The 26990-nt window shown below is 61.6% G+C and carries 29 protein-coding genes and 1 pseudogene; 18 read left to right on the plus strand and 12 right to left on the minus strand.

The window, feature by feature from the left end; translation table 11 throughout:
• Positions 1 to 391: 391 nt before the first annotated feature.
• The 6 genes from ACPYOP_RS05005 to ACPYOP_RS05030 all read left to right on the plus strand — a co-directional run bounded on the left by ACPYOP_RS05005 (position 392) and on the right by ACPYOP_RS05030 (position 7511).
• On the plus strand, positions 392 to 721 hold the full coding sequence (locus tag ACPYOP_RS05005; RefSeq protein WP_481409322.1) for a septal ring lytic transglycosylase RlpA family protein: 330 nt from the start codon (positions 392 to 394) through the stop codon (positions 719 to 721).
• Positions 722 to 930: 209 nt separating this feature from the next.
• Positions 931 to 2220: an RsmB/NOP family class I SAM-dependent RNA methyltransferase gene (locus ACPYOP_RS05010; protein WP_481409281.1), complete on the plus strand. Its 1290-nt coding sequence runs from the start codon at positions 931 to 933 to the stop codon at positions 2218 to 2220.
• Positions 2221 to 2419: 199 nt separating this feature from the next.
• Complete coding sequence (locus ACPYOP_RS05015) at positions 2420 to 3706, plus strand: imelysin family protein (RefSeq protein ID WP_481409282.1); 1287 nt, start codon at positions 2420 to 2422, stop codon at positions 3704 to 3706.
• A 44-nt stretch (positions 3707 to 3750) separates the two neighbouring features.
• Positions 3751 to 5310, plus strand: a complete 1560-nt coding sequence (locus ACPYOP_RS05020; RefSeq protein WP_481409283.1) for a di-heme oxidoreductase family protein — start codon at positions 3751 to 3753, stop codon at positions 5308 to 5310.
• Positions 5310 to 6419, plus strand: coding sequence for an imelysin family protein (locus ACPYOP_RS05025; protein ID WP_481409284.1), 1110 nt, complete (start codon positions 5310 to 5312; stop codon positions 6417 to 6419). The genes ACPYOP_RS05020 and ACPYOP_RS05025 overlap by 1 nt, the downstream gene beginning before the upstream one ends.
• A 3-nt stretch (positions 6420 to 6422) precedes the next feature.
• Positions 6423 to 7511, plus strand: a complete 1089-nt coding sequence (locus tag ACPYOP_RS05030) for a DUF1513 domain-containing protein (protein ID WP_481409285.1) — start codon at positions 6423 to 6425, stop codon at positions 7509 to 7511.
• Between the two features lie 12 nt (positions 7512 to 7523).
• Here ACPYOP_RS05030 and ACPYOP_RS05035 read toward each other — a convergent pair.
• Positions 7524 to 7652 (minus strand): annotated as a pseudogene (locus tag ACPYOP_RS05035) (GntR family transcriptional regulator); the annotation flags it as partial.
• Positions 7653 to 7975: 323 nt separating this feature from the next.
• Between ACPYOP_RS05035 and ACPYOP_RS05040 the strand changes: the two are divergent.
• Entirely contained in the window at positions 7976 to 8779 is an 804-nt protein-coding gene (locus ACPYOP_RS05040; protein ID WP_481409286.1) for an alpha/beta hydrolase, read from the plus strand.
• 17 nt (positions 8780 to 8796) lie between these two features.
• Here the strand turns inward: ACPYOP_RS05040 and ACPYOP_RS05045 are convergent, their stop codons facing one another.
• The gene (locus ACPYOP_RS05045) at positions 8797 to 9873 is read right to left on the minus strand and encodes a DUF2252 family protein (protein ID WP_481409323.1); all 1077 of its coding nucleotides are present in this window, start codon (positions 9871 to 9873) and stop codon (positions 8797 to 8799) included.
• A gap of 162 nt (positions 9874 to 10035) precedes the next feature.
• Between ACPYOP_RS05045 and ACPYOP_RS05050 the strand changes: the two genes are divergently transcribed.
• The 3 genes from ACPYOP_RS05050 (at position 10036) to guaA (ending at position 12801) form a co-directional block, all read left to right on the plus strand.
• Positions 10036 to 10497, plus strand: coding sequence for a PaaI family thioesterase (locus ACPYOP_RS05050; RefSeq protein ID WP_481409287.1), 462 nt, complete (start codon positions 10036 to 10038; stop codon positions 10495 to 10497).
• Positions 10494 to 11135 carry a 5'-methylthioadenosine/S-adenosylhomocysteine nucleosidase gene (locus tag ACPYOP_RS05055; RefSeq protein WP_481409288.1) on the plus strand — a complete coding sequence of 214 codons (642 nt, stop codon included), beginning with the start codon at positions 10494 to 10496 and terminating at the stop codon, positions 11133 to 11135. Before ACPYOP_RS05050 ends, ACPYOP_RS05055 begins: the two co-directional genes overlap by 4 nt.
• Positions 11136 to 11238: 103 nt before the next feature.
• Positions 11239 to 12801 carry a glutamine-hydrolyzing GMP synthase gene (gene guaA, locus ACPYOP_RS05060; protein WP_481409289.1) on the plus strand — a complete coding sequence of 521 codons (1563 nt, stop codon included), beginning with the start codon at positions 11239 to 11241 and terminating at the stop codon, positions 12799 to 12801.
• A gap of 164 nt (positions 12802 to 12965) precedes the next feature.
• On the opposite strand, the gene ACPYOP_RS05065 is transcribed toward guaA, so the two are convergent.
• The 3 genes from ACPYOP_RS05065 to ACPYOP_RS05075 form a co-directional block, all read right to left on the minus strand.
• A complete protein-coding gene (locus ACPYOP_RS05065; protein WP_481409290.1) occupies positions 12966 to 13352 on the minus strand; it encodes a nuclear transport factor 2 family protein in 387 nt (128 codons plus the stop codon).
• A gap of 84 nt (positions 13353 to 13436) precedes the next feature.
• Positions 13437 to 13781, minus strand: coding sequence for a hypothetical protein (locus ACPYOP_RS05070; protein WP_481409291.1), 345 nt, complete (start codon positions 13779 to 13781; stop codon positions 13437 to 13439).
• Positions 13782 to 13800: 19 nt separating this feature from the next.
• The gene (locus ACPYOP_RS05075; RefSeq protein ID WP_481409292.1) at positions 13801 to 14523 is read right to left on the minus strand and encodes an SDR family oxidoreductase; all 723 of its coding nucleotides are present in this window, start codon (positions 14521 to 14523) and stop codon (positions 13801 to 13803) included.
• A 106-nt stretch (positions 14524 to 14629) separates the two neighbouring features.
• Between ACPYOP_RS05075 and ACPYOP_RS05080 the strand changes: the two genes are divergently transcribed.
• Positions 14630 to 15607 (plus strand): LysR family transcriptional regulator, encoded by a 978-nt coding sequence (locus ACPYOP_RS05080; RefSeq protein WP_481409324.1) that lies wholly within the window; start codon positions 14630 to 14632, stop codon positions 15605 to 15607.
• Positions 15608 to 15976: 369 nt separating this feature from the next.
• On the opposite strand, the gene ACPYOP_RS05085 is transcribed toward ACPYOP_RS05080, so the two are convergent.
• Positions 15977 to 16624, minus strand: a complete 648-nt coding sequence (locus ACPYOP_RS05085) for a TetR/AcrR family transcriptional regulator (RefSeq protein ID WP_481409325.1) — start codon at positions 16622 to 16624, stop codon at positions 15977 to 15979.
• 139 nt (positions 16625 to 16763) lie between these two features.
• Between ACPYOP_RS05085 and ACPYOP_RS05090 the strand changes: the two genes are divergently transcribed.
• The gene (locus ACPYOP_RS05090) at positions 16764 to 17657 is read left to right on the plus strand and encodes an NAD(P)/FAD-dependent oxidoreductase (RefSeq protein ID WP_481409293.1); all 894 of its coding nucleotides are present in this window, start codon (positions 16764 to 16766) and stop codon (positions 17655 to 17657) included.
• 197 nt (positions 17658 to 17854) lie between these two features.
• Entirely contained in the window at positions 17855 to 18412 is a 558-nt protein-coding gene (locus ACPYOP_RS05095) for a dihydrofolate reductase family protein (RefSeq protein ID WP_481409326.1), read from the plus strand.
• A 110-nt stretch (positions 18413 to 18522) separates the two neighbouring features.
• Here the strand turns inward: ACPYOP_RS05095 and ACPYOP_RS05100 are convergent, their stop codons facing one another.
• The 4 genes from ACPYOP_RS05100 to ACPYOP_RS05115 form a co-directional block, all read right to left on the minus strand.
• Complete coding sequence (locus ACPYOP_RS05100) at positions 18523 to 19317, minus strand: SDR family NAD(P)-dependent oxidoreductase (RefSeq protein ID WP_481409294.1); 795 nt, start codon at positions 19315 to 19317, stop codon at positions 18523 to 18525.
• On the minus strand, positions 19314 to 19826 hold the full coding sequence (locus tag ACPYOP_RS05105; RefSeq protein WP_481409295.1) for an SRPBCC domain-containing protein: 513 nt from the start codon (positions 19824 to 19826) through the stop codon (positions 19314 to 19316). Before ACPYOP_RS05105 ends, ACPYOP_RS05100 begins: the two co-directional genes overlap by 4 nt.
• Before the next feature lie 3 nt (positions 19827 to 19829).
• Complete coding sequence (locus ACPYOP_RS05110) at positions 19830 to 20429, minus strand: NADPH-dependent F420 reductase (RefSeq protein WP_481409296.1); 600 nt, start codon at positions 20427 to 20429, stop codon at positions 19830 to 19832.
• Positions 20430 to 20583: 154 nt separating this feature from the next.
• Complete coding sequence (locus ACPYOP_RS05115) at positions 20584 to 21318, minus strand: SDR family NAD(P)-dependent oxidoreductase (RefSeq protein ID WP_481409297.1); 735 nt, start codon at positions 21316 to 21318, stop codon at positions 20584 to 20586.
• A gap of 269 nt (positions 21319 to 21587) precedes the next feature.
• On the opposite strand from ACPYOP_RS05115, the gene ACPYOP_RS05120 reads away from it, so the two are divergent.
• The 3 genes from ACPYOP_RS05120 to ACPYOP_RS05130 all read left to right on the plus strand — a co-directional run bounded on the left by ACPYOP_RS05120 (position 21588) and on the right by ACPYOP_RS05130 (position 24243).
• Positions 21588 to 22484, plus strand: a complete 897-nt coding sequence (locus ACPYOP_RS05120; protein WP_481409298.1) for a LysR family transcriptional regulator — start codon at positions 21588 to 21590, stop codon at positions 22482 to 22484.
• Between the two features lie 97 nt (positions 22485 to 22581).
• On the plus strand, positions 22582 to 23403 hold the full coding sequence (locus tag ACPYOP_RS05125; RefSeq protein ID WP_481409299.1) for an AraC family transcriptional regulator: 822 nt from the start codon (positions 22582 to 22584) through the stop codon (positions 23401 to 23403).
• Between the two features lie 147 nt (positions 23404 to 23550).
• The gene (locus ACPYOP_RS05130; RefSeq protein WP_481409300.1) at positions 23551 to 24243 is read left to right on the plus strand and encodes an O-methyltransferase; all 693 of its coding nucleotides are present in this window, start codon (positions 23551 to 23553) and stop codon (positions 24241 to 24243) included.
• 119 nt (positions 24244 to 24362) lie between these two features.
• On the opposite strand, the gene ACPYOP_RS05135 is transcribed toward ACPYOP_RS05130, so the two are convergent.
• Positions 24363 to 24803 (minus strand): hypothetical protein, encoded by a 441-nt coding sequence (locus ACPYOP_RS05135; protein WP_481409301.1) that lies wholly within the window; start codon positions 24801 to 24803, stop codon positions 24363 to 24365.
• 229 nt (positions 24804 to 25032) lie between these two features.
• The gene (locus tag ACPYOP_RS05140) at positions 25033 to 25944 is read right to left on the minus strand and encodes a LysR family transcriptional regulator (protein ID WP_481409302.1); all 912 of its coding nucleotides are present in this window, start codon (positions 25942 to 25944) and stop codon (positions 25033 to 25035) included.
• A gap of 138 nt (positions 25945 to 26082) precedes the next feature.
• On the opposite strand from ACPYOP_RS05140, the gene ACPYOP_RS05145 reads away from it, so the two are divergent.
• Together ACPYOP_RS05145 and ACPYOP_RS05150 are read left to right on the plus strand one after the other, a co-directional pair.
• Positions 26083 to 26424: a hypothetical protein gene (locus ACPYOP_RS05145; protein WP_481409303.1), complete on the plus strand. Its 342-nt coding sequence runs from the start codon at positions 26083 to 26085 to the stop codon at positions 26422 to 26424.
• Positions 26425 to 26473: 49 nt separating this feature from the next.
• Positions 26474 to 26977, plus strand: a complete 504-nt coding sequence (locus ACPYOP_RS05150) for a hypothetical protein (RefSeq protein WP_481409304.1) — start codon at positions 26474 to 26476, stop codon at positions 26975 to 26977.
• Positions 26978 to 26990 lie beyond the last annotated feature (13 nt).

A 26990-nucleotide genomic window follows, 5' to 3' on the forward strand; every position in this document is an offset into this window, starting at 1 on the left:
CTTAGACGGCTGGCCTAGTTCAATTTACTCCGTATTTAAGGTTAACGACCTCTAAAATTGCACAAATGCGGCAGCAATTATGGCAGAGACGCAAAATTATTTTTCCAATTTTCGTGATCCCTCGCATGGCGATACCGCCACGAGAAAAATCGTTCCATTTTTAACTGATTTTATTAGGTTTTTTCCATAACCGAGCAAAATCGCCGAGTAGTCATAGTATTTGCCCGATCCGCAAATGTTACAGACTGTAACATTCCGTGATCATAAATGGCACTTTTTCGCCATTTTTGGCCTGATTTAAGCCCGCCGCCTACCCAGGGCGCAAGTTCAATAGCTTGAGGGAAAAATCGGTTTGAAGAAAATCGCACGTTCTTTGGCAATCGCCGCAACTATATCCGCCTCCATTGCTGTCGTTTCGACACCGGCATCTGCATCCAACGGATGCGGAGGTGCCTCCTGGTACGGAGGAAGCTCCAAAACTGCTTCCGGGGAACGGATGAGTTCCAAAAATCTTACTGCAGCTCATCGCTCGCTCGCCTTCGGCACGCGCCTGCGGGTCACCAACAAGCATAACGGTCGCAGCGTCGTCGTTCGCATCAATGACCGCGGGCCTTTCATTCGCGGACGCGTTCTCGATCTCTCGCGCGCCGCCGCACAGAATATCGGCATGGTTGCCTCCGGCACCGCCAAGGTCTGTTACGACGTCGTCGCCTCGAAGTAATCGCCGGTCGGCCTGAAACATCAGGCATTTCGGCGCAACGCTTGCTCTCTCCGTCAATCGCGGCTACGACGCGGTTGGGACGTCTCAATAATCCGCCGCCACGTGCATCTTTCGTGCGGATTGATGAGGCGTCGGCGATTTTGATAGAGCGCAACGCTTCCCGGTAAACTCCGCTGAGTTCGGGACGGTGCGCAAGCAGGAGAGTGTGAATGCGTCTGGGCGGCCGATTGCAGGGGGCCATCGAAGTTCTTGCCGATATCGAAGCGCGCAAGCGACCGGTGGCCGATGCCCTGAAGGATTGGGGCCTTGCCCATCGCTTCGCCGGTTCCGGCGACAGGGCCGCGATCGGCAACATCGTCTACGACGCCCTGCGCATGCGGCTTTCCCATGCCTGGCTGATGGGTGACGACAACCCTTCCGCACTTGCCCATGCCGTGCTCTTTCGCCAATGGGGCCTGACGCCCGAGGCGCTGGCCGCCGAGCTCGACGGCGATAAATTCGCCCCCGAAGCACCGAGCGCCGAAACACTTTCTGCCTTTGCGACCCGCAAGCTCGAAGACGCGCCGCTTCACATCCAGGGCGATATTCCCGAATGGGTCGAGCCTTCATTCAGCTACGCCTTCGGCGACGGCTGGCTTTCCGAGGCGAAGGCCCTTTCCGAACGCCCGACGCTCGACCTTCGCGCCAACGCCCTGAAGGCGGACCGCGCCAAGGTCGTGAAGGCGCTGGAACGCGCAGGCGCGCAGGCATCGAAGATCGCCCGTTTCGGCATCCGCATTCCCGCGGGCGAAGGCGCATCGCGCCTGCCGAACGTCACCGCCGAGCTTTCTTTCCAGAAGGGTTGGTTTGAGGTGCAGGATGAGGGCTCGCAGATTGTCGCCGATCTCGTCCTGCCCGAGGAAGGCGACCAAGTGCTAGACTATTGCGCCGGCGGCGGCGGCAAGACGCTCGCCATGTCGGCGGCGATGCACAACAAGGGCCAGGTCCATGCCTATGACAGCGATCGCCGGCGGCTGGCGCCGATCATCGAGCGGCTGAAGCGCGCCGGAACCCGCAATGTCCAGGTCCATGACGAGCGCAACGCATTGCTGGCGCTGCGCGGCAAGTTCGACAAGGTTCTCGTCGATGCGCCCTGCACCGGTACCGGCACCTGGCGCCGCCGGCCCGACACGAAATGGCGGCTGACGCAGAAGAACCTCGACGAGCGCACCAGCCAGCAGCAGGAAGCTCTGGCCCAGGCCAGCGAATTCGTCCGCCCCGGCGGTTCGCTACTCTATGTCACCTGCTCGGTTCTGCCCGAGGAGAACGAAGCGCAGGTCAACCGTTTTGCCAGCCTCAATCCGGATTTCGAGGTGGTCGAGGCCTTGAGCTCCTGGGAAAAACTGTTTGGCAAAGACATGCCGCAGCCCCATTCTTCCGACGGCCGGACCATCACGCTGACGCCCGCCTCCACCGATACCGACGGCTTCTTCTTCTGCCGCCTGAAGCGGAAGGGATGAGGCTCAATCGATCCGCCCGTGACAGACGGCAGGCGGACGCCTCTTTTTTCAACAATCCATTCCGTTCGTAAGGCCGATCTCCATAAGATTCGGCCTTAAAACCATTCTAAACTAGAGCGTTTGACACAAGTTTAATTTTCATACATGACACAAAACGCCAAGTTTTTGACGGTGCCCCCGCCGTCACCAGGAGAGGAACATGAAATTTAAGATCAATTTTGGTGCCGTGCTTGCGGTGGCCGTTGCTGCAACCGCCGCGTCCGGCTTGCCCGCGCTTGCCGCCGCCCCTGAACCGGCTGCCGTTCTCAAGCATTATGCAGAGCTTGCCCATGCCAAATATCAGGACTCGCTGACGACCGCGAAAGCGCTCGACAAGGCGATCGATGCCCTGCTTGCCAATCCCAGCGACAAGATGCTGAAGGCGGCGCGCGCGGCCTGGATCAAGGCCCGCACTCCCTATGCGCAGACGGAAGTCTACCGCTTCGGCAATCCGATCGTCGACGATTGGGAAGGCAAGGTGAATTCCTGGCCGCTGGACGAAGGCCTGATCGATTATGTCGACGCCTCCTACGGTACGGAAAGCGACGAGAACGCGCTTTATGTCGCCAACGTCATCGCCAACAAGACGATCAAGATCAACGGCAAGGATGTCGACGCATCGCATCTGACGCCGGAATTCCTGTCGGGCACACTGCATCAGGCGGGTGGCGTCGAAGCCAATGTCGCGACCGGCTACCACGCCATCGAATTCCTGCTCTGGGGCCAGGACCTGCACGGCACCAAGGCTAGCGCCGGCGAACGCCCGGCCACCGACTATGACCTGAAGAATTGTACGCACGGTAATTGCGACCGCCGCGCCGAATATCTGAAGTCCGCCTCGACGCTGCTCGTTGCCGACCTGCAGGACATGACGGATAAGTGGGTGCCGGAAGGCGAAGCCACCAAGCATCTCGAAGCTGATCCGAAGGCTGGCCTCACCGCCATCCTGACCGGCATGGGCTCGCTCTCCTACGGCGAGCTCGCCGGCGAGCGCATGAAGCTCGGCCTGCTGCTGCACGATCCGGAGGAAGAGCAGGATTGCTTCTCCGACAATACCTATAACGAGCACAATGGCGACGCCATCGGCATCGCCTCGGCCTATACCGGCACCTATACCCGCGCCGACGGCACCAAGATGAAGGGTCCGTCGCTGCACGATCTGGTCAAGGCCAAGGACCCGGCACTCGACAAGGAAATGGAAGGCAAGCTCGACACGACGCTTGCAGCCATGAAGGCGCTGGTGCATCGCGGCGAGACGGTCGAGAAATACGACCAGATGATCGGCGAGGGCAACAAGGAAGGTAATGCGACCGTCCAGAAGGCCATCGACGGCCTGCTCGACCAGACGAAGAGCATCCAGCGTGTCATCGCCGCACTCGACCTCGACGCGATCAAGCTTGAAGGTTCGGACAGCCTGGACAATCCTAACGCTGTCTTCAAGAAGTAATAGGGATGGTGGCAGCGCGACACCGCGCTGCCACCCCGACACCCATGACAAGCATCCAGGCCAACCGCGCCCTGCTGCCCGCCCTTGCCGCGGGTTTTTTGGTTTTTTCGATCACCCTGGCCGCCGCCGGCATTCTCGATTTTCCGACTGTTCGTACCGATCTTGCGCCCGAACAGCTGACGCGGGTGCGCGACGTCACCCGCGCGACTACGGATTTCTCCAGGGCCGAGCCCTATGAGGCGATGCAGGGCGGCGCGCTGACCTCGATCGATCCCGTCAACCGCGATATTTTCTCGCAGCCCTCGGCCAATCTGAGCTCGGAGCGCGGACAGGATTTCCATCTCGGCAACGCCCTCTTCCGCAAGCTCTGGGTTTCGGCCCCCTCTTCGACCCAGGCTTCCGATGGGTTGGGACCGCTGTTCAATGCCCGCTCCTGCCAGAGCTGCCATGTCCGTGATGGGCGCGGCCATGCGCCTGATGCCGCCGGAACGGCCGCGACCTCGATGGTCCTGCGCCTCGCACGAACGGCCGTGACGCCGCAAGAGGAGCAGGCGGTCAGGGATTTCCACGCGCTGAATTTTCCGGACCCCACCTATGGGGCGCAGCTGCAGGATCTCGCCGTGCCCGGACTTGCCGCCGAGGGCAAGGTGACGATTAGCTACAGCGAGGAGACGGTGACGCTCGCCGGCGACGAGACCGTGACGCTGCGCAAGCCGCATTACGGCGTCACCGACCTCGCCTATGGACCGCTCGACCCCACGACGACAATTTCGCCGCGCATCGCGCCGCCGATGATCGGCCTTGGCCTGATCGAGGCCATTGCCGACGCCGACATCCTTGCCAATGCCGATCCTGATGACAAGAAAGGCACCGGCATTCGCGCCCGCCCCGCCATCGTCCGCGACCATCGCACGGGTGAGATCGCGCTCGGCCGTTTCGGCTGGAAGGCGCAGAACGCCACGGTGCGCGACCAGGTAGCGGATGCCTTCTCGGCCGATATCGGCATTTCGACGCCGGACCGGTTGAACCCCTATGGCGATTGCACGCCTAAGGAACCGCGCTGCCTCGCCATGCCGAACGGCGTCCAGAAGCGGCTGGGCGATACGGAAGCGCCGGATCCAGTCCTCCCGCTCGTCACCTTCTATTCCGAAAATCTTGCCGTGCCGGCCCGCCGCAAGGCGAGCTTTCCCGATGTGCTGCACGGCAAGGAGCTGTTCTACCGCTCCGGCTGCGCGGCATGCCATACGCCGAAATTCGTGACCCGCGACAACCTCAAGGGCAGCGACGGCAAGGACTCTCCGCAGGCCTTCCAACTGATCTGGCCCTATTCCGACTTCCTGCTGCATGACATGGGCGAAGGCCTTTCCGACGGGCAGCAGGTGGGCGTGGCATCCGGTCGCGATTGGCGCACGCCGCCGCTCTGGGGTATAGGCCTGACGCAGACGGTAAGCGGCCGGCAGGCCTATCTACACGACGGCCGCGCCGGAACGCTGACCGAAGCCATCCTCTGGCATGGAGGAGAGGCGGAAAAAGCCCGCAATGCATTCGCCGGTCTTTCGAAGGACGATCGGCAAGCCCTCGTCAACTTTCTGGAGTCCCTTTGATGCGCCATTGGAAACGCCTCGCTGCCAGCCTTCTGCTTACCGTCGCGGCCCTGCCGGCCCATGCCGAGGACGCGACGACCACCGGCGCCGGATTGAACGAAGCGGCGGTGCCGGCCACGCTGCAGAAGGCGGTGGACGACGTCATCCGCCCGGGCTACCGCGCCATGCACGGCTCCGCCTCGAAACTGACGGCGGCGATGAAGGCGCTTTGCGCCGACCCCACGGACGCGACGCTTTCCGGCGCCAAATCGGCCTTTGGCGATACGGTGAAGAGCTGGTCCCGCATCGAGATCGTCGATACCGGCCCGATCATCGAGAAGAACCGCTTCGAACACATCCTCTTCTACCCCGACCGCAAGGGCGTCGGCCTCAAGCAGGTGCAGACACTGATCGTCAAGGCGGACGAGCACGATACGACCGTCGAGGCCGTCGCCGGCAAAAGCGTGGCGCTCATGAGCATGACAGCGCTGGAATATGTGCTCTTCGGCAACGGTTCCGACGTTCTCGGCAAGGACAAGCAGAGCTTCCGCTGCCGCTATGGCGCTGCGGTTGCCGGCAACATCGAAAACACGGCCAAGGAAATCGCCGACGAATGGGATGCTGCCGACGGCGTGCAGAAATCCTGGAAGTTTCCCGGCAAATCCAGCGATGACTTCATGGACAACAAGGAAGCCGTGACGGCGCTGCTCGGCATCCTCGTGCATGGCGCGGCCAATGTCCGCGACCAGCGGCTGGAAACTTTCTACAAGGGCGATCCGGCGGCGGCGCGGCCGAAGATGGCGATCTACTGGCGCTCGGCCAACACATGGACCTCATTATCAGGCAATATCGGAGGTCTGAAGGCGCTCTGGGAAAAGGCCGACATGGCAAGCCTGCTGTCACCAGACAAACGTAAGGTCGCCGCCAAGATCGATGGCCTGCTGAACGAGCTCGCGACGACGGCATCGACGATCAACCCGGATATCGAGGTGGTCATCGGCAACGATGCGGAGCGCGCCAAGATCGACAAGCTGCTCTCCGTCAGCCGCGACCTCGCCACCAGTTTCAGCGATGACTATGGCGGCGCCATCGGGCTTTCGGCCGGCTTCTCCTTCGCTGACGGAGACTAGAACATGATGCGCAGCCGCCTTATCGATCGGAGAGCTTTCGTCAAGGCCGCGGGCCTGACCTTTCTCGCGGCGCTCAAACCCGGCGCTCTGATGGCGCTGGAGCAGGCGGATGCGGTCTATGCCTCCGGCATGCGCACCGCCGACGGTTCCTTTGCCGTGGCGACGGTGACCGAGCAGGGCCGTATCATCGATCAGGTCGCGCTACCGGCCCGCGCGCATGGCATGGCCTTTTCGAAGGCAACCGGCAAGACCGTCGCCTTCGCGCGCCGGCCTGGCACCTATGCGATGATCTTCGATCCCTGGAACAAGGCCGAGCCGATCGTCATATCAGCCAAAGAGGGCCGGCATTTCTACGGGCACGGCACGTTTTCGCCCGACGGCAAGCTGCTCTATGCCAGCGAGAATGATTTCGACAACAATCGCGGCATCATCGGGCTCTATGACAGCAGCAACCGCTTCGCCCGCATCGGCGAATACGAGACCTATGGCATCGGCCCGCACGACATGACGGTTTCGGACGATGGCAGGCTCCTGATCGTCGCCAATGGCGGCATCGAGACGCATCCGGATTTCGGCCGCACCAAGCTCAATCTCGACCATATGGAACCGTCGCTGACGCTGATCGACGCCGCTAGCGGGCGGCTAATCGAGAAGCACACCCTGCCGGCACAGTATGCCCAGGTCTCGACGCGGCATGTCGACATCGACGCCAGCGGCCGGGTCTGGTTTGCCTGCCAGTACGAGGGTCATCGTAGCGACCTGCCGCCGCTTGTCGGCCATTTCGCGAGGGGCGAGGACCTGACTTTCGTCACACTGCCCGACGAAACGACCCGGGCGCTTGGCAATTATGTCGGCGCCATCGCCGTCAATCGCGCCGAAAATCTCGTCGGGGTCACATCGCCGGTCGAAGGGACTTCGGTGACGCTGGATGCGAAGACCGGCAAGGTGCTGAAGTTGGAAAGCGTCGCCGACGCGGCCGGCATCGCGCCGGCCCGCCATGGCTTTGCCATCTCCTCCTATCGCGGCGATTTCCTCGGCGAGCACAGCGATGTCGCCTGGGATCAGCACATCGTGCGGATCGCCCGCGGCTGATCTGGGCGCCGCCTAGCCGGGCTTGTTGGTTTCGACGAAGCGCCGCAACGCCGTCGCGGCATTCAGCATATGCGCCCTCTTCCGCCGCGACGCCTTTTCCCCGCTTCCCTCCGCGATGGCCCGCATGATAGCCTCATGCTGCGAATACGCATCAACCAAAGCTTGCATGCAAAAACACATCTTCCCATCACTTCTGCATACATATAGCCAATCACGCAACCGTTACGCATCCAATTATTGACTAAAGAGCTTATTTGGAATACAAAAACAATCAACAGCCTCGCTTTTGCATACATAAAGCAAGCCCCGGCTGAACAGGAATACAGGATCGGGCATATTTGATCCGCTTGTTCGGGCAGATGCCGCTCCGAGACATACAAGATTTCAGAAGCTTCACCGTTCCGACATTCGGCGCGGACGGCTTTCTGGTGCGCATTTATCCTCAAACCATAGGGATCACGATGATGATGATGACCAGACGGAATTTTTCGACCGCCATTGTTGCCGGCGCCGCCGCCTCCCTCATTTCCGCGCACGGCATGGCCGCCAGCAACCCGGCTCCGGCCTCCGGGGCGGCCAAGTCTGCGCCATTGAAGGCTCGCAACGTCGTGCTGGCGCATGGGCTCTTCGCCGACGGTTCCTGCTGGACCGAAGTCATCGCCCGGCTGCAGGCCAAGGGGCTGAACTGCACGGCGGTGCAGAACCCATTGACGACGCTTCCCGAAGCGGTCGCGTCCGTGCAGCGTGTTCTCGATCGCCAGGACGGCCCGACCGTCCTCGTCGGCCATTCCTTCTCCGGCATGCTCGTCACCGAAGCGGGCGTGCATCCGAAGGTTTCCGCACTCGTCTATGTCGCGGCCCGCGCGCCGGATGCCGGCGAAGATTATACGGCGCTCGCCAAGACATATCCGACGCCGCCTGCCTCGGCCGGTATCGTCTTCGATGGCGATGAAGGGCGGCTGACCGAGGAGGCTTTCCTGCGCGATTTCGCCGGCGACCTGCCCAAAGCCAAGGCCGAGGTGCTTTACGCCGTGCAGGAGCCCTTCCAAAAGGCTTTGCTGACCGGCAAGACCACCCAGGCCGCCTGGCGCAGCAAGCCGAGCTGGTATGCCGTTTCCACCGAAGACAGGACGATCAATCCGGATCTGGAACGCTTCATGGCCAAGCGCATGGGCGCCAAGACCATCGAGGTGAAGGCCAGCCATCTCTCGCTGATCTCGCACCCCGATACGATCGCCCGCCTGATCCTCGAAGCCGCCGGGCATTGATCGATCTCTTGGCCGACCTAGCCCTTCCTGGCAAATTCGGCCTGTTCCGCACTGACCGCGATGGTGGCGGCTTTAGCCGCCGCACGCAGCCAATCGGAACCTCGGGCATCGAGATCGGCAAGAATGCCCGGGATGAGCGATGCGTCATCGCCATGGCAATTGGCGATTTCGAAGCCCATCAGATCCAGCATATCGGGCGACAGCAGCACCTGTGCATCGCCGCCGACTTCGATCTTGCGGCTGTTGGGCGACAGGCGGCGCACCAGCAAGGTGCCGTCCACCTGATAACGCGGTTCGGGCGAACGCGCCCGGCCGCCGGCGATGATCCCGGTGCGGATCTTCTTGTCCGATGGAGCATGCTTCAACGACCAGCCGGACTGCAGCAGCGCCTTGACCTCACGCAATACTGGCCCGCCACGCCATTCGACATAGGCGACGAAGCGCGGGCGGCCCAGGCTGCCGGTGCCGGCCAGACGCGGCTTCGGCTCGAATGCCGTCGCCGGCTCCGGCAAGGCCTTGTGCAATGCCTTGAGATAGCGGTCCGCCACGGGATCGGTCGCCGGCGGCAGGCTGCGATATTTTTCCCAGAAAGCCTTGCGCTCGGCATTCGACAGCAGCACGACGTTGCGCAGCCATTTGTAATCGCGCTCGAGAATGACGGGAGACGGCTGCCGCAAGCCGCGGCGATAGCCGGCCAGGATACTGTCGGCAACGATGCGCGGCGTCGGTCCGTCGTCGCCGCGCGCCAGGATGGCGCTCGTCGCAAGACGCACGAGGTCGAGCGCATAGGGCATGACGGCGGCCTCGTCGAAATCATTGGCGCCCCAGACGAGCCTTCCCTCCTCATCGCGCCAGGTGCCGAAATTTTCGAGATGCGTATCGCCGATCGCCAGTAGCTGCGGGGCGTCCTTAAGGTCGGGACAAGTGTCGAGGATGGTCTCGGCCCAGCGCCAATAGGTTCCGCGCAGGAAAGAGAAGCTGTCATCCTTCATCAGCTTGTGCTTCTTCGCCAGCCCCGCTTCCACCAGATCGGCGTCGAGCTGCGCCCGCATCCAGGTCTCGTAGGCCCTTACCGATTGCAGGATCGTCGTCATCTTCGCCCTCACCGTCAGCGTCTCAGCTTCGGATAGCATGGCGATCCGATCGTGGAAATTCGATGTCGGCATGGTGGCCCGGAACGCCTTTGCTTTTCCACCGGATAACCCTTGTCCAAATGGCCTCTCCGTGCCAATTTCGCACCCGCGAAAGGGGACGGCATGACAGGGCCAGATGACACGGGGACCAGCGGCGATTTTCGAAGCCGCATCCGAACGAGCTTCGAGCGGCAAGCGGCGATGGCGACGATCGGCGCGGAGCTGACGCGCGTCGAGCACGGCACGGTGGAGATCGAGCTGCCGTTCGATGTGAAGCTGACGCAGCAGCACGGCATCCTGCACGCCGGCATCATCGCCGCAGCGCTGGATTCGGCCTGCGGCTTTGCCGCCTACAGCGTCATCGACCCCTCGGCATCGATCCTGACAATTGAATTCAAGGTCAACCTGATGTCGCCAGGACGCGGCGAACGCTTCCTGTTTCGCGGCGATGTCACCAAGCCCGGCACGACGATCATCGTCGCCGACGGCCGCGGCTATGCCATCGGCGACGGACCGGCCAAGCTGATTGCCTCGATGACGGGAACGATGATGGTCATCCGGGGCAGAGAGGGAATTAGCGGATGAAATTCGAACTGAAGCGGGTATCGGGCAAATCGATCCTGTTCGTCATGGCGGCCGAGGCCGAATACGGCCCCTTCCTGCGTTCGCGCATCGATCCGCTGATGACGGGCGTCGGCCCGGTCGAGGCGGCTATTGCGCTCACCCGCGCCTTTGCGCAGCTCGAAGCACAGGATGACTTGCCCGATCTCGTGGTGTCGCTCGGCTCTGCGGGCTCTTCCAAGCTGGAGCAGACGGAGGTCTATCAGGTCACTTCCGTTTCCTATCGCGACATGGATGCCTCGCCGCTCGGCTTCGAGAAAGGTCGCACACCCTTTCTAGACCTCCCCGCGACGATCGAGCTGCCGTTGCGCATCCCCACCATTGCCGAGGGCAGCCTTTCGACGGGCGCCAATATCGTCTCCGGCGCGGAGGCCTATGAGCGCATCGGCAGCGACATGGTCGATATGGAAACCTTCGCGGTGCTGCGCGCCTGCCAGATCTACGGCCTGCCGCTGATCGGCCTGCGAGGGATTTCCGACGGCCAGGTCGAATTGCAGCGCATTTCCGACTGGACGGAATATCTGCATGTGATCGACCGCAAACTGTCCTACGCCGTCGACGGCCTGTTTACCGCGCTGGAAGACGGCGTATTCTGGTTCTGATAGACCGAAAGTCGCGAGAATCGAGGACAATCGGGACAATAAAATCGGCCCTCGCGTGATTTGCCCGATTGCCAGGGAAAGCGCTTTTCATTAAAGGCTCGCCATGACCCAGACAGCACATCCAGACACCGTTCTCATCGTCGATTTTGGCAGCCAGGTGACGCAGCTCATCGCGCGGCGCGTGCGCGAAGCCGGCGTCTACTGCGAAATCGTCCCCTTCCAATCCGCCGAAGCCGGTTTCAAGCGGCTGCAGCCGAAGGCCGTGATCCTGTCCGGCAGCCCGGCCTCGACCGTGGACGAAGGCTCGCCGCGAGCGCCGCAGATCATCTTCGACAGCCGTATCCCGGTGTTCGGCATCTGCTACGGCCAGCAGACCATGTGCATGCAGCTCGGCGGCAAGGTCGAGAGCGGCCATCATCGCGAATTCGGCCGCGCCTTCCTCGACGTCAACACGGATTGCGCCCTGTTCGAGGGTCTCTGGTCGGCCGGCTCGCGCCATCAGGTCTGGATGAGCCACGGCGACCGCGTGACCGCGCTGCCCGATGGCTTCGAAGTGGTCGCCACTTCCTCGAACGCACCCTATGCCTTTATCGCGGACGAGAAGCGCAAGTATTACGGCGTGCAGTTCCACCCGGAAGTGGTGCATACGCCCGATGGCGCCAAGCTGATCGGCAACTTCATCCATAACATCGCCGGCATCAAGGGCGACTGGTCGATGTCGGCCTATCGCGCCAAGGCGGTGCAGGCGATCCGCGACCAGGTCGGCGACAAGCGTGTCATCTGCGCACTCTCCGGCGGCGTCGATTCCTCCGTTGCCGCACTGCTGATCCACGAGGCCGTCGGCGACCAGCTGACCTGCATCCTCGTCGACCACGGCCTGATGCGCAAGGACGAGGCGGCCAATGTCGTCGCCATGTTCCGCGAGCACTACAATCTGCATCTGATCCATGTCGATGCTTCCGACCGCTTCATCGGCGAGCTGGAGGGTGTTTCCGACCCCGAGACGAAGCGCAAGATCATCGGCCGGCTCTTCATCGAAACCTTTGAGGATGAAGCCAAGAAGCTCGGCGGCGCCGATTTCCTCGGCCAGGGCACGCTCTATCCCGACGTCATCGAGAGCGTCTCCTTCACCGGCGGCCCCTCGGTCACCATCAAGTCGCACCACAATGTCGGCGGCCTGCCGGAGCGCATGAAGATGCAGCTCGTCGAGCCGCTGCGCGAACTCTTCAAGGACGAAGTGCGCGCGCTCGGCAAGGAGCTCGGCCTGCCCGACAGCTTCATCGGCCGCCACCCCTTCCCCGGCCCGGGCCTTGCCATCCGCTGCCCCGGCGGCATCACCCGCGAGAAGCTGGAAATCCTGCGCGAAGCCGACGCCATCTATCTCGACGAGATCCGCAAGGCCGGCCTCTACGACGCCATCTGGCAGGCCTTCGCCGTGCTCTTGCCGGTGCAGACCGTCGGCGTCATGGGCGACGGCCGCACCTACGAATTCGTCTGTGCGCTCCGCGCCGTCACCTCCGTCGACGGCATGACGGCGGATTTCTATCATTACGACATGGAATTCCTCGGCCGCGCCGCGACCCGCATCATCAACGAAGTCCGCGGCATCAACCGCGTGGTCTATGACGTCACGTCGAAGCCGCCCGGCACGATCGAGTGGGAGTAGGGGAATTGGCAACTCTGGCGTAGAATTTCGCAGAAAATACAATGACTTTCGGCAGTTCTAACTGCTGCATAGGGCGCATCGCCAACGAAAATAGTAACTTCATTAAGTCATTGAAATCGTTAAATTTATCGAAGGGATGTGCGCGACGCATGGCTCGTGGCGGATCAATGTGACGATGCTTCTGCTCTATTGAGCAATACCCAGAGGCGCGAAATCCTCCCATCGACGACTTCGGCCACATCAGCTCCCGTCACGACAACCGGTCCGCCTTGGGGGCCGGCCTCCCAGTGCAATACACCCATGCCGTGATGCCCGACCGCGTTGCCGATAGGCGTGAAGCGGAAGTTGGGGCCGAACTGTTCCAGAAGAGCACCGGCGACGGCGGAGATTGCTGCGCGACCCTCCACGACATTGTCCGGCTCGTACATGATGGGATTCGTAACGAACAGTTCGTTGACGGCCGCTTCGCGTCGGGCGCTATCGCGCTCGTTAAAAACGCGTGCGAGATTGCTGCCAAGCAGTGCGTCAAAATCAGGCTCATCGATCGACATTTGCCTATTGCCTCTTGGTGTGGGGGTCGAGCGGCAGCCTCGTGCCACCAGTGGCTCCGGACTGTCGGTTGCGGAATTCCTGGTTCAAGCGTGCGGAGCGCGCGCCTCAGCGGCGTCTCCCATGAAAGGGTAGTCGACATAGCCCTCTCGTCCTTGTGTGAACCACGTTCCGGGATCGTCGGTCGAGAGGGGCGCCCTTTCCATCAATCTAGGGGGCAGATCGGGATTGGCGATGAAAGGTCGCCCGAAGGCAACGGCATCCCCGATGCCTGCCTCGATCGAAGCGTTTCCGCGTGTCGCGTCAAAGTCCGAATTCGGGATGAGCGGCCCGCGGAAATGAGGCCGGATCTGCGGAGCGAGATAGCCGACACCGAAAGTGTTGGGTGCCTTAATGGCGCCAAGCCGGATCGGGTCGAAAAGGTTGGGCATAACAAATACTCGACCAAGATCAGACGAGGCGGTAACCGCCGTCGACGTGCAGGACCTCGCCGTTCATGAAGCCATTGCTCATGAGAAAGACGACGGCGGCGCCGACTTCGCGCGGCGTGCCGAGCCGATGAAGGGGGAGCCTTTCCTTCAGTGCTTCGACATATGCTTGGCGGCCGTCCCCCAGGGTGCGGGCAAGCAGCGGCGTATCGGTCGTGCCGGGCGAGATTGTGTTGAAGCGGCGAGGCGCCATTTCCAGCGCCAGGCCGCGGCCGAACGCCTCCATCGCTGCCGAGGCGGCAGCCAGTACCGCTGTGCCGTAAGCGGTCGGACGATCGGACAGAGCACCCGAGATGAAGGTCACCGACCCATCGGCGTCGAGCCGATCGCCCAGCGCGCGAAGTGCATGGACCGCTGCCCAAATGCGCTCGTCGAACGCTCGCCTCAGATGCCCGACATCAGCCTCCAGAATCGTGCCAGCGACGAACGTGCCGGCCAGGAGCACCAGATGATCGACGCGATCGATATCCGCGAGTGCAGCCGCGATGGTTTCGGGCTTGGTTACATCGGCGGCACGCCAGCCGGCGAAGCCGTTCTCGGCGGCAATCCGCTTGGCGCCGGTGGCATCGAAGCCAATCACGATCACCGTCGCACCCGCGGCCCTGGCTTGCTGGGCTGCCGACAGCCCGATGCCGGAGGTGCCTCCGAAGATGACGACGGAGCGATCCTTGAGTGTTTCAGTCATGTGCAGGGGTCCTTGTTTGGAGCGCGTAACGAGCGCTGCTGAAATGACCCTACGAAGAAGAGCGTACCTTGATAATCGGGGCTATATTCGCTTTAATTATTCCACCATGGAACAAATTAATCTTGACCGCCTCACCGGCCTGATTGCCTTCGCGCGTGCCGGCTCGGTGGGCAGCTACACTGCGGCGGCGCGGGCTTTGGGCGTCTCGCCCTCTGCGATCAGTAAGAGCGTGCAACGCCTGGAGCATCACCTCGGCGTGCGCCTGTTCAGCCGGACGACCCGCTCGTTAACCCTCACGCCGGAAGGACGGGACCTTCACGAACGCGCTCTTCGCCTGCTGCGCGAGGCGGAAGCAATCGAGCAAGCCGCGCTCGCTGCCCGGTCCGAGCCCGCCGGCGTCCTGAAGGTCACTGCACCCCTGCCTATTGGGGTGCATATTTTGGCGCCGGCTCTGCCGCGCTTCCGGGCGCGCCATCCAAAGCTTTGGATCGATCTGAGGCTGGGTGACCGCTTCGCCGATTTGATCGAGGAAGGCATCGACGTAGCCATCCGCGTTGGAGATCTCGCCGACTCCCGCCTGATCTCGCGATCACTGGCTCCGCATAATATCTGCGCGTTCGCATCTCCAGATTATCTGGCGCGGCGCGGAATACCGCGGAGTCCCGGCGATCTCGACGGCCATGATTGCGTGAATTTCCGTTTCCAAAGCTCGGGGAAGGCCCTGCGCTGGTCTTTCGCGCAAGGCGATCGCACCTTCGACATTTTGCCCGATGCAGCCATCATTACAGACGTCAGCGACGCAGTCGCGGCGATCCTGGCCGCTGGGGGCGGTATTGGAATTTCGCCCAACTTCGTCGCCGCGAGTTACGTCGAGAGGGGGAAGCTTGTCCCGCTTCTCCAGGACTATATCGCGCCGCGCTCCACGATCACCGCATTGTGGCCCGAAAGCCGCCGGGCAAGCCCTAACGTCAAGGCATTTATCAATTTCTTGAGCGAGGTTTTCCCAACTGAGACGGCTTGGGATGCGATAGTACGAGCGAAATATAGCTCGTTATCATCGCTTCTCCCAGGCCACGTGCTGTAGCCTGGCGTTCGGTCGAGATGACGGTATAATTTTGGGGGCGGAGTTGTTTTCGGCGTGGCGCGGCGTACTTTCGCCGATGCGCGTTGGATCGGTGCTCTGATCGGCACAACGCCCGTGCTCGCCGATAGATGGCGAAACCGCGATTCTAGCCGTTGGGCGAAAAAATCCAATGTTTTCAAAAGCGCTATTTTTTGACGGTGCGCCTGACGGCATGCCGTCCGAGGAAAATTTTTTGACGTGGAAAATCAATTGGTTATGATACCCATAAACAATCGAGTGGGAGTGAAGTTCAATTTTGCGCTGGGTGTAGAAGACCCTCGTCGAATACGAAAATGAACTTCGTGCTGTTTCCGAGAGAGTTGCTGGGGGCTATCCGCCCGCGTAGTCGTTGCCACCGTGCGCGGCAATGAACATGGCGACGGCCGATCGGCAATAGGATTCGATTTCGTTGTCGTCCTCTGCTCTCGCCTGATCGAAGCGTGCAATCATCAGGAGATCGGATCCTTTGATCAGCGCGGCAAACAAGCGGGCTGACCGGAGAGGATCGGGCACGTTCAGAACCGCCTTCGCGTGCAACTGACGCAACAGGGCCTCGATTTGGGCGATGACATAGGCGGGGCCGGCTTCGTAATGGAGCTTGCTTAACGACTTTTCATTCGTCTTGTCGGCCATGATCATGGCTTCGACACTGCGGACGTCCGGGCTCAACAGCGTGCGAAGCAGGGATGATCCCACCGCCATGAGCTGATCTTCGGCCGAACCGTCGACGCCTTCAATAAGAGCCTGTGGTGCAAACTGATGGCAGTGGGCCGCGATGGCCGCGCTGAACAGCGCCTCCTTGTTCTCGAAGTGTCGATAGATGCTGAGCTTGGATATCTTCGCTCGCTGGGCGACCTTGTCCAATGTCGTCGCTTGAAAACCCAATTCCACAAAGAGTTCGCAGGCCGCTTCGGCAATCGTTTGGCCAAGCGCCTCGTTGGCGGGCCGGCCGCGCCGGCCCTGGCTATTTTTGGTCACGACAATTCCAGTACTTGACAGTATCCTTATTCTTGAATTACGATACCATGTAGTATCTGAAATGTGCAAGAGGTTTCAACCTGCCTTACGCGCCGGGCTCAGCCCAAACCCCTTCATCCACAACACGGAGCTTATCATCATGGATGACGTCATCATCATCGGCGGCAGCTTTGCCGGTCTCGCCGCCGCGCTGCAGCTCGGCCGCGCCCGACGCAAGGTCACAGTTCTCGATACCGGCCTGCCGCGCAATCGCTTCGCCGGCCACTCGCATGGTCTGCTCGGCCACGATCACAAGCCACCGCTGGACATCCTGGCCGAGGCGCGACAGCAACTGGCGCGCTATCCCACGGTCAAGCTGGTCAATGCCCAGGCTGACAGCATCTCCGGCGCCATCGACAATTTCTCCGTCCTCACTGGCGATGGCGAAAGCCTTGGGGCGCGCCGCCTGATCCTGAGCTATGGCGTTGCCGACCAAATGCCTGATGTTCCGGGCTTTGCCGAAAGCTGGGGCACGTCCATCGTGCCCTGCCCCTATTGCGATGGCTTTGAAGTCGCCGGCCAGCATTGGGGCCTCGTCTGGTCCGGCCCGCAGTCGCACACTTATGTCAGGCTGTACCACGATTGGACCGACACGTTGACGGTCTTCGCCGATGGTCACGACATTACACCCGATATCCGGGCCGATCTGGCGCGTCGCAACATACCCGTCGTCGATGGCCGGATCATCGAGATCGCCCGTCACGGGGGCCATAACGCCACCGTCTATCTCGATACCGTCCCCAATGTCGCGGTCGACATCCTGTTCGCGCATCCGCGCAACAAGCCGTCCGCGAGCCTGCATGAATCATTGGGCCTCGCCACGGTCAATACTCCCCTCGGCGTCGCCCTCAAGGTCGACGAGCGCCGCGAAACCAGCACGCCCGGCATCTACGCCGCCGGCGATCTTGCAAACCCAGCCATGGCCTCCGTCACCACGGCAATAGCGCTCGGCGCGACGGCGGGTATCTCCGCCCAGCAGTCGATGCTGGTTTGAGAGCACAGATTCCGAACCAGTCGGATCGAGCATGGTTCGGCCCCTTGCGAGATAGGGCAGTACCCAAAATAAGTATTCGGGATGTCGGCGTCAGCGTCGCTCGAGCGTCCTTGGGAACATCAAGACCGTCCGCCAGAGCGAATTCCCACCGCCCCAGTTTGGAAAAAAGACCACAGGAGATAAAAGTGTCTGCATCAGTGCTCTTCATGTCCATGTCACTGGACGGATATATCGCGGGGCCCAACGATGAAGTGGGCAATCCCGGCGGCGACGACTTTGTGCGGTTGCACGAGTGGTACGGGGATTTTTCCCGACCGACCGGACCGGTCGGACAATTGTGGGACGAATGGAACGCGCCAGGTGCGATTCTGGCGGGTCGGCGAACCGTGGAGCAGGTCGATCACTGGGGCGGTGACAATCACGGTGTCGCGATCTTCGTACCCAGTCACAGGCCGCCCGGGCCATCCGTCGCGAATTATCCGTTGGTCAAATACGTGAGCGATGGGATCGCGAGCGCAATGGCGCAGGCGAAGACCGCCGCCGGGGACCGGGACGTGTTGGTGCTTGGCGCGTATACGGCCCAACGGGCGCTGGAAGCGGGCGTACTCGACGAACTGCAAATACACCAGGTTCCAGTCTTGTTCGGACGTGGCCGCCGAATGTTCGAAGTCTTACCATCGCGCGTCGAGTTGGAGATCGTTCGGATGATCGATACACCCGAGGCCACGCACATCCGCTACCGCGTCCGCCGCTGAGCCCGCCGACCCAGCCGTCACTCGTTATGGTCGCCAGCATCAAGGCGCTCCCCGGGGATGATGCGGGGATGGCCGCCGCTCTGCTTGCATGAGCTTACAGGGGCCAGCCACTACGCGAAATAGCGGACCACGCCACCATCGACGCGCAGGGCTGCGCCGGTGGTGGCCGATGCCTGTTCCGAGCACACATAGACGATCATGTTGGCGACTTCGTCGGTCGTGGCGAACCGTTGGATCAGCGTTGTGGGCCGGACCGACTGCAGGAACGCCTGCTCCGCCTCTTCCTGCGAAATGCCTCTTTCTTTCGCTTGTGAGGCCATCCAGTTGCCGAGGATCTCCGATCGCGTCGGACCGGGCAGAACCGCGTTGACGGTGACGCCCGTGCCGGCCACGGATTCGGCGAGCCCCCGCGCAAGCGCCAGCTGGGCGGTCTTGGTGGTACCGTAGTCGATCATCTCCTTGGGTATGTTCAGGGCGGACTCGCTGCTGACGAAAACCACGCGGCCCCAGCCGCGGGTTACCATCTTGGGAAGGTAATGCCGCGTCATGCGGACGCCGCTCATGAAGTTGATCTGGAAGATTTGCTCCCAATCCTCGTCGGTGGTGTCGCCGAATTCCCTCAGCACCGCGGTGCCGAGATTGTTGACGAGAATGTCGGCATCCGCGGCCTGAGCGAAGAACTCTTCCGCACCGTTCGCGGTCGAGAGATCGGCGGCGATCCCCGAGATATCCACGTCAGGGAAGTCCGATCGCATCGTCCGCACAGCCTCTTGGACCCGCTCCGTGCCGCGGCCGTTGACGATGACGGAGGCGCCGGCGCGCGCGAGCCCTTCGGCGGTGGCGCGGCCGATTCCGGCGGTCGAGCCGGTCACGATAGCCCTGCGGCCCTTGAGATCGATGATCATACCCTGTCTCCTGTTCTCATGGTCGCAAGCTGCCCTGCGGCACGGGCCAGGTCCTCGACCCACTGCTGGTGGTATCGGTAGAGCGCGCCAGGGTGCTGGCGGCCGATCATCTCGAGGAACCAGGGGCCTTGCTGCGTCTCTTCCGTCAGAACGTGGCAGCCGCCCTCCGTCGGGGTGATGACCCAGCCGTGGTAAGCGCTGGACCCGCTGTCGTCGCCATCCACGGTGGTCGACCATGCAAGCCTGTGGAACGGCTCGCACTCCGTCACCACCAAGCTCATGGGAAAGCCGACCGTGACGCGGTGGTATCGCGTTCCGAGCGCCAGCTCAGGCCCGCCCGACAGGATCTTCACCTGATCCTCGGGGGGGAAATAGCTCGACCAGTTCTCGGCGTCGACCAGCAGCTTCCAGACCACTTCCGGCGGCGCTTTCACGTCGATGTCGTTGAGCGCGTAGATGGCAGATATCTTTGGATCGTAGCGCTCCGGCCAGATGACCTTGTCGTACATCGCTCAAGCTTCCTTCTTGAACAAATCCTGGAAGATGAGCTGGCCCCAAGTGCGACCGCGTGCGTGCACCAGCACGCCACCTTCGTTGAGCTTTCCCAGCGTGACGGGTGCGAACCCGAGTTGTTTGGCCAGGGCCGCCACGGGAACGATCGCGTCCTCGTCGTCGCTCGACAGAAAGACGACCCGGTGGCCGCCCTCGACGACCGGATCGGCAGCCAGGGTGGCCGCAATCAGGTGATTGAAACCTTTCACGAACTTAGCGCCGGTGAACGCTTTCGCGACGAAGGCGGAGGACGGGAGACCGTTCAACTCCTCAGGGACAGGAAACGCGTTCGTCGCGTCGATGACCGTCTTGCCTTCCCAGCTCGGCAGGGCCTTCGCGACCTCGCGATGCTCCCCGAACGGGACCGCCAAGATGATTGTGTCGGCCTCGAGTGCTTCCCGCAGAGACTTTGCGACGACCGTGGGTCCGATCGCCCGAGCCTGCGGCGCCAACGCCTCGGGCGGACGGCGGCTCGCGACGGTCACGTCGATGTTTTTACGGGCGAAGGCGTGGGCGAGGGCCTGGCCTATCTTACCGAATCCTACAATTGCGTAGCTCATAATGCGTCTCCATTCCGTGTTGGTATCGATTCCCCGGCCTTCAACGGCGCTGGGTTATCAGTTTCGCTGTGTGGGGATCTTTGCGTAGAACTCCAGTCGTGAACGACTTCCGCGCGGCCGGACGGTCAGCCGCTTCCCGCGATCAGGCGCGATTTCAGATGGCCGAGAAGCCGCCGTCGACAGACAACTCCAGCCCATTCACGAAGCTCGAATCGTCTGAAGCAAGAAACAGCGCGGCCGTCGCAATTTCCTCGGGACGCCCCATCTTTCCCCGCGGGATCAGGGATTCGAACATCTGTTTCGCTTCCTCGGTGAGAACTTGGTCCTGCATCGGCGTGGCGATCGGCCCCGGGTGCAACACGTTCACCCGGATATTCCTGCCCTTCAGTTCGTTGAGCCACCCGCGTGCGAATGCGTGCAGCGCAGCCTTGCTTGCCGCATACACGCTGTAACCAGGAAAACCTTTCAGCGACGCAACTGATCCGGTCATGAAGATCGATCCGCCATCGTTGAACAGTGGCAACGCCTTTTGCACCGTGAACAGCGTACCGCGCGTATTCAGGCCGAAGGTCGCATCGAAATGCTGCTCGGTAATCTCGCCCAGTGGGACGGCTTCGCCCGTGCCGGCGCTCGCATAGAGGACGTCGATCTTACCCTTTTCCCGCTTGACCGTATCGAACAGGCGGTCGAGGTCGTCGAGATTGGCCGCGTCGCCGCGCACGCCGGTCACGTTCCGGCCGATCAGCCTGACTGCCTCGTCCAGCGTCTCCTGCCTTCGGCCCGTGATGAAAACATAGGCGCCTTCTTCAACGAACCGCTTGGCGCTCGCCAGCGCCATGCCGCTCGATCCACCCGTGATGACTGCAACCTTACCTTCAAGCTTTCCCATGACTTCTCCTTTCGTGGTGTCGGGACGGCATCTGCCTCCGAGGCCCTCGAAATGGGTCCGCCGGTGTTAGTTGTTGAGTGCGGAAGCGCGCACATCGGTGGTGCAAAATCAATCCGGCTGGACGACTGACGCCGGCCGCGATGGTCGGTGGCTGCCCGTTCGGAATTGGGCCCCGCTTGTCGACAAAAGCTATGATGACCGCCCATATTGCCGTACGATGCATTAGATACGGGCTTTGGGAAGCGCACCGCGCGGTGCCGGATTGCACCATGATCGACTGGGATGACATTCGCTACTTTCTTGCAGTTGCGCGCGAAGGCTCATTGCGGGCGGCGGCCGAGGCGCTCGATGTGAACCATTCGACCGTGCTGCGGCGCGTCGCCCAACTCGAGGCACGCCTCGGGGCGCAGATGTTCGAAAAACTGCCTTCTGGCTACCGCGTGACGGCCGCGGGTGAAGAGGTACGAGAACTCGCGGAGCAGATGGAGGTGTCGTCGCATCAGCTGGAGACGCGCGTCTTCGGGCGCGACCAGAGCGTGCGCGGGCTTCTGCGGGTGACATTGGCTCCGCCCCTCGCGACACACCTGCTCATGCCGGACTTCGCCGATTTCGCGCGTCTGCATCCGGACATCGAGATGGAAATCCTGTCGTCCGGCGAGCTGGCAAATCTGACCAACCGCGAGGCCGACGTGGCGATCCGCGTCGTCTACGACCGCAAAACCCTGCCGCTCAATCTTCACGGCCTGAAGGGGCCGGAGCTGTTCGGCGCCGTCTACATGTCCCGCGATCGACTAGCCGCATGGCGCGCGGGCGCGCCTGACCCCATCCGGTGGATCGTCATCAGCATTCATGGAATTCCGGATTGGGCCAACGAGGGCGAGGTCCGCACCACGGGGGTTCCGTTCAGGGTCACGGACGGCGAGGCGCAAATCGCTGCCGTACGGCAAGGGCTCGGGATCACGACACTGCCGTGCTTCGTCGGCGATGCCGATCCCCTGCTGGCGAGGGTGCCGGGCACCGAGCTGCACATGTACGGAACGCTCTGGCTTCTCACACAGGGGGAGGCACGCAAGACGAAGCGCGTGCGGCTCTTCACGGAGTTCGTATCCCGCAGGCTCGCCGCGTACGCGCCGCTTCTCACTGGGCTGTCCATATCGCGCGACTGACGCCCAGCGTGCCCGGATCTGCCCTCATTGAAAATCGCAATCGCAGACTGATACTGTCCAATCCAGCCAACTTCCCTCGAATCGATGGTTATTCGACATGCCGTTCTATCGTGCCAAGGAAAACGACCTCGACTTCGCCGATGGTGTCGATTTCGCTCCCGATGATGTTCCACGCGCGGTCGTTGCCGTCGGCGGCTACATGGTCACGAAGAGCATGGAGCTGGCCATGCACAAGCATCGGAAAGCCGAGCTTATTCTGACCTTGCGGGGTGTCGTCAGATGCGAGGCCGATCAAGGCGTCTGGATCGTTCCGCCTCGTTGTGCGGTGTGGATCCCCGACAACGTCTCGCACAGCGTGACCATGACCGGAAATGTCGAGGTCTATGTCCTGTACGTCGAAGCAGGTGCGGTGCCGGCGCTGCCCCGGCATTGCTGCACGCTGTCGATCTCGCCATTGCTGGAGCGTTTACTGCTGCATGTTACCGAGATGCCGGTCCTGTATGATGTCGACGGCGCTGACGGCCGCATCGCCACGGTACTGCTCGACCAACTGTCACTGGCGCCTGTCGAGAAGCTGAATTTCCCGATGCCGGTAGATGCGAAGCTGCGGAAGATCGCCGCCGCGATGATGACCAATCCCTTCGACCGCGCGACGATCGACGAGTGGGCTCAGCGCATGGCCGTCGCCCCGCGGACCTTGACCCGCGCCCTGAAACGCGAAACCGGCATGAGCTTCGGCAGATGGCGCCAGCAGCTGCACATTCTCATTGCCCTGCAGTGGCTCGACCAGGGCGTGTCGGTCCAGACCGTGGCGATTGATCTCGGCTACGAAGGCGCCAGTGCCTTCATCACCATGTTCCGCAAGACCTTGGGCAAGCCGCCCGCCCGGTATCTTGCGGACCGGCGTATCGCCTCCTGATCCCGATCTTCGCACATCCCCCAGAGTCTGACCGGAAATCGCAATATATTGTCTTGTTTGCGGAATGCAGTCAGGCGGTGATTTCGTATGCTGGCTCCGACGCATAGCGCCCGATGCGTCGGAGCCGCGTTCAAAGGAGCTGGAAATATGGATTCACTTAGCAATGGTCCGATCGCGGACGTTCTCCAACGTCTTCATCGGGAAGCGGACGCAGCGGATGCGCCGCTGATGCAGATCTTCGAGAGCAACGCAACCACTGTCGAACAGGCGAGGGTTGAGGTTTCCGAGGCCGAGACCAGGGATCTGGCGGGACTTTATCACGGCTACGCCGATAATTTCCTTAGCGTCTCCCCGGAGTTCGGGCGCTTTCTCTACATGTCCGCACGGAGCTGCAAAGCGAAGCGCATCGTGGAATTTGGTTCTTCGATGGGAATTTCCGCGATCTATATGGCGGCGGCGCTGCGTGACATGGGCGGCGGTGCCCTGATCGGCACCGAGCTTGAACCCAGCAAGGCCGAGCGGGCAAAGGCGAACCTCATGGCCGCCGGCCTAGCCGACCTCGTAGAGTTTCGGATCGGCGATGCGCGGGAAACGCTGAAGCCCAGCGTCGGCGGCGACATCGACATGGTGTTGCTCGATGGCGCCTTCACCCTCTATCTTCCGATCTTGAAGCTGCTGGAACCTCATCTGAAACCTGGCGCGATAATAATCGGCGAAAATGCGTTCGTGGAGGCGGGTGGCTACATCGACTATGTCCGCAATCCTCAGAACGGTTATCTCTCACTGCCGCTGTCGTTCGATCCAGGACGCGGTAACGAGCTGACCGTCAGGACGAGTTAGTCCGCGCAGACCCCGCGCCAGAACCTCCGGCATTGCATCAGCACGGCACTCGCTTGACGGCCCTCCCGGACGTGCCCGATCGCCAATTCAGCAAATCGGGCCTATCCAGAGAATGACGCTTATTTCACCCTGATGCTCATGCCGCTGATATCGGCGTTGACCTGCAGGCCGACCTGCCGGCCTGTGAGTTCGAGCTCAGCGCCCTTGTCATTGGTCATGACGATTATCTGGGCGCCCTTGCCGACCGCGCCGCCGCCGCCCGCCGCACCGTAGACGCCGCTGACATCCTGGGCGCGGCGAATGTGGCGCACGGTACCGCTGAAATAGGTCTTGGAGGCACCGAAGGCGAGGCCGCCCGAAATGCCGCCGATCGTGACGGGATAGCGCCGGCCGTGGAAGGTCAGCGTGCCCTCCCCTCCGGAGCCACCGACGAAGAAAGCCGCCTTGTAGACGGCAAAACGGATCGTGCCGCTATCGGCATGCGCGGCGCTGGCAAAGCCAATGCCTGCGGCGGCGATGGCGGCAACCGCGACTGAACGAAATCCAGACGAAATTTTCATGATGAGATGTCCCTAAAAAACGCCGCTTACCCAGCCGGCCGGGAACGACGTCAGCGTCGTAGCAAAGTTAGAGATAAACGATCTCGCACGACCTTTAGTTCCAAAGCAAGGTAATAACAAAGCGTTAGAACCTATTCAAATAGCCGAGCGGAATGAGGGCAACGGCGCTACCTTCTATTCAGGAAGACACCGAAATTGCATGGTATTTTCCTTTCTCGGTGCACGCAGCCTAAGGCTTGCGGCGCTTGACGTGGTCGACGAAGGCACGCAATTTCGGCATCATTTGATGGCGGCTGGGGTAATATAGAAACATGCCCGGCGCCATGGGCGCAAATGGCTCCAGAACACGCACGAGCTTGCCTGCTTTAATTAGGTTGGCGGCGATCGGTTCGGGCACTTGCGCGAGCCCCATATCTTCCGCCGCCGCACCCAGAATGGTGGGGAAATCGTGGGTGATCAGCGGACCCGAGACGATCGCCTCGATCGACTTGTTGCTGTCAACAAAGGACCAAGGCGCGATCGACGCATTCGAGCGGCGCATGCGCAAGCAGGCATGCTGACGCAGATCGCCGATACGCTCGGGCCTTCCGTGCCGACGCAGATATTCGGGGCCGCCGACGACCACGAGAGGGAAAGGCGGGGTCAGCCGAACCGCAACCATGTCCGCGGCGATGAACTGCCCGAATCGGACACCGGCATCAAACCCTTCGGCGGCGATATCGACCAGGTCCGCGCTTGCGGCGATCTCCACCTCGATTTCGGGATAGGCCTGGCAAAAGGATGCGATCAGCGGCTCCAGCAGGATCGGCACCACCGCCTGCGGCACCGTGAGGCGCAGCAGTCCGGCGGGCCGCTGCCCAAGCTCGCGCGCGCCATGGCTTGCGGCGACAAGCTCCTCGAAAGCGGGCTTTGCGCGTGCGTGAAATCGCTCGCCGGCCTCGCTCAAGCTGACACTGCGCGTCGTGCGGATGAAAAGTGCCGCGCCGATACGCGCCTCGAGCGCCCGCACCGCCTGGCTGATTGCCGATGGCGTTACCCCGAGCTCCGCTGCCGCTTTACGAAAACTGCGGTGCTGGGCGACACTCAGGAAGGCTTCGACGCCGTCGAGCGCACCCTGCCTGACTGTGAAGTTCTGCTTCATAACTCGTCGACATTATCGAGAATAGTCGCTCGTGAAAAGCGGACTTATGTTTGAGCTGTCAATCAGGACGTCGCCGAAACGAGACCGTGAAAACGATCTGTCGCGTCTTCCTGACCCACTCTTACAGGAGCCGCCTCCATGACACATCCAACCCCTGCGCAGGCACAAGCCATCTTACCCGCAACCACCGGGGTGATGATCATCCTTACCGTGAAAGAGGGCGTCACACGCGAACAAGTCATGACCGTCATGCCCGCTGAAATCCAGCAGACGATACTGCTCTATCTCAGCGGAAAGATTCGCGAATGGTATTCCCGGGGCGACGGTCGCGGAGCCATCTTCCTGCTGGATTCCAGGGATGTCGCCGAGGCGCAGGCAATCATGGAGGGTCTGCCCTTAGCCAGGCAAAATCTTATGGACCACGAATACATCGCAATCGGCCCGCTTTGGCCGCTCCGCTTGCTCATGGCCAATCCCTGAGCACCCGCAGATATCGAAACATATCCAACAAATACAAGGGAATCCGCGCATGCCACCGGACGTCAATCTTCCATTCGTTCTCAGCGTCGCCGGCGCCTTCCTGACAAGTTCGGTAGTGGCTTACGTCTATGTCTGGCCTGCGGTTCGTGCCATGCCGCGCTATGAGGCCCTGAGACTTCTCGCGGCTTTTCATGCGTTCAGGTTCTTCGGCATGAACTTTCTGGTATCCGGGTTCGTATCGCCGGAGTTGAGCTCAGATTTCGCCCATCAGGTCGCATGGGGTGATTTCATCGCGGCTGCTCTCGCGCTTGTCTCGATGGCGACCCTTTCCTGGCGATGGCCGATCGCCGTTCCGATTGTCTGGATATTCAATATCTGGGGAACCCTGGATCTTCTGAACGCCTATTACATGGGCGGAACTAAGATCGGAAATCCCGGCCTCTTCGGTGCCGGCATTTATGTGCCTGCGCTTTACGTGCCATTGCTGCTCGTCAACCATGGTCTTGTCTTCGCCATTCTGTGGCGGAAGAGAGCATTGGAACAGGAGGCATGATGCCCGGGAGGAT

It is taken from the genome of Rhizobium sp. KNZ2-6A, from assembly GCF_056755475.1.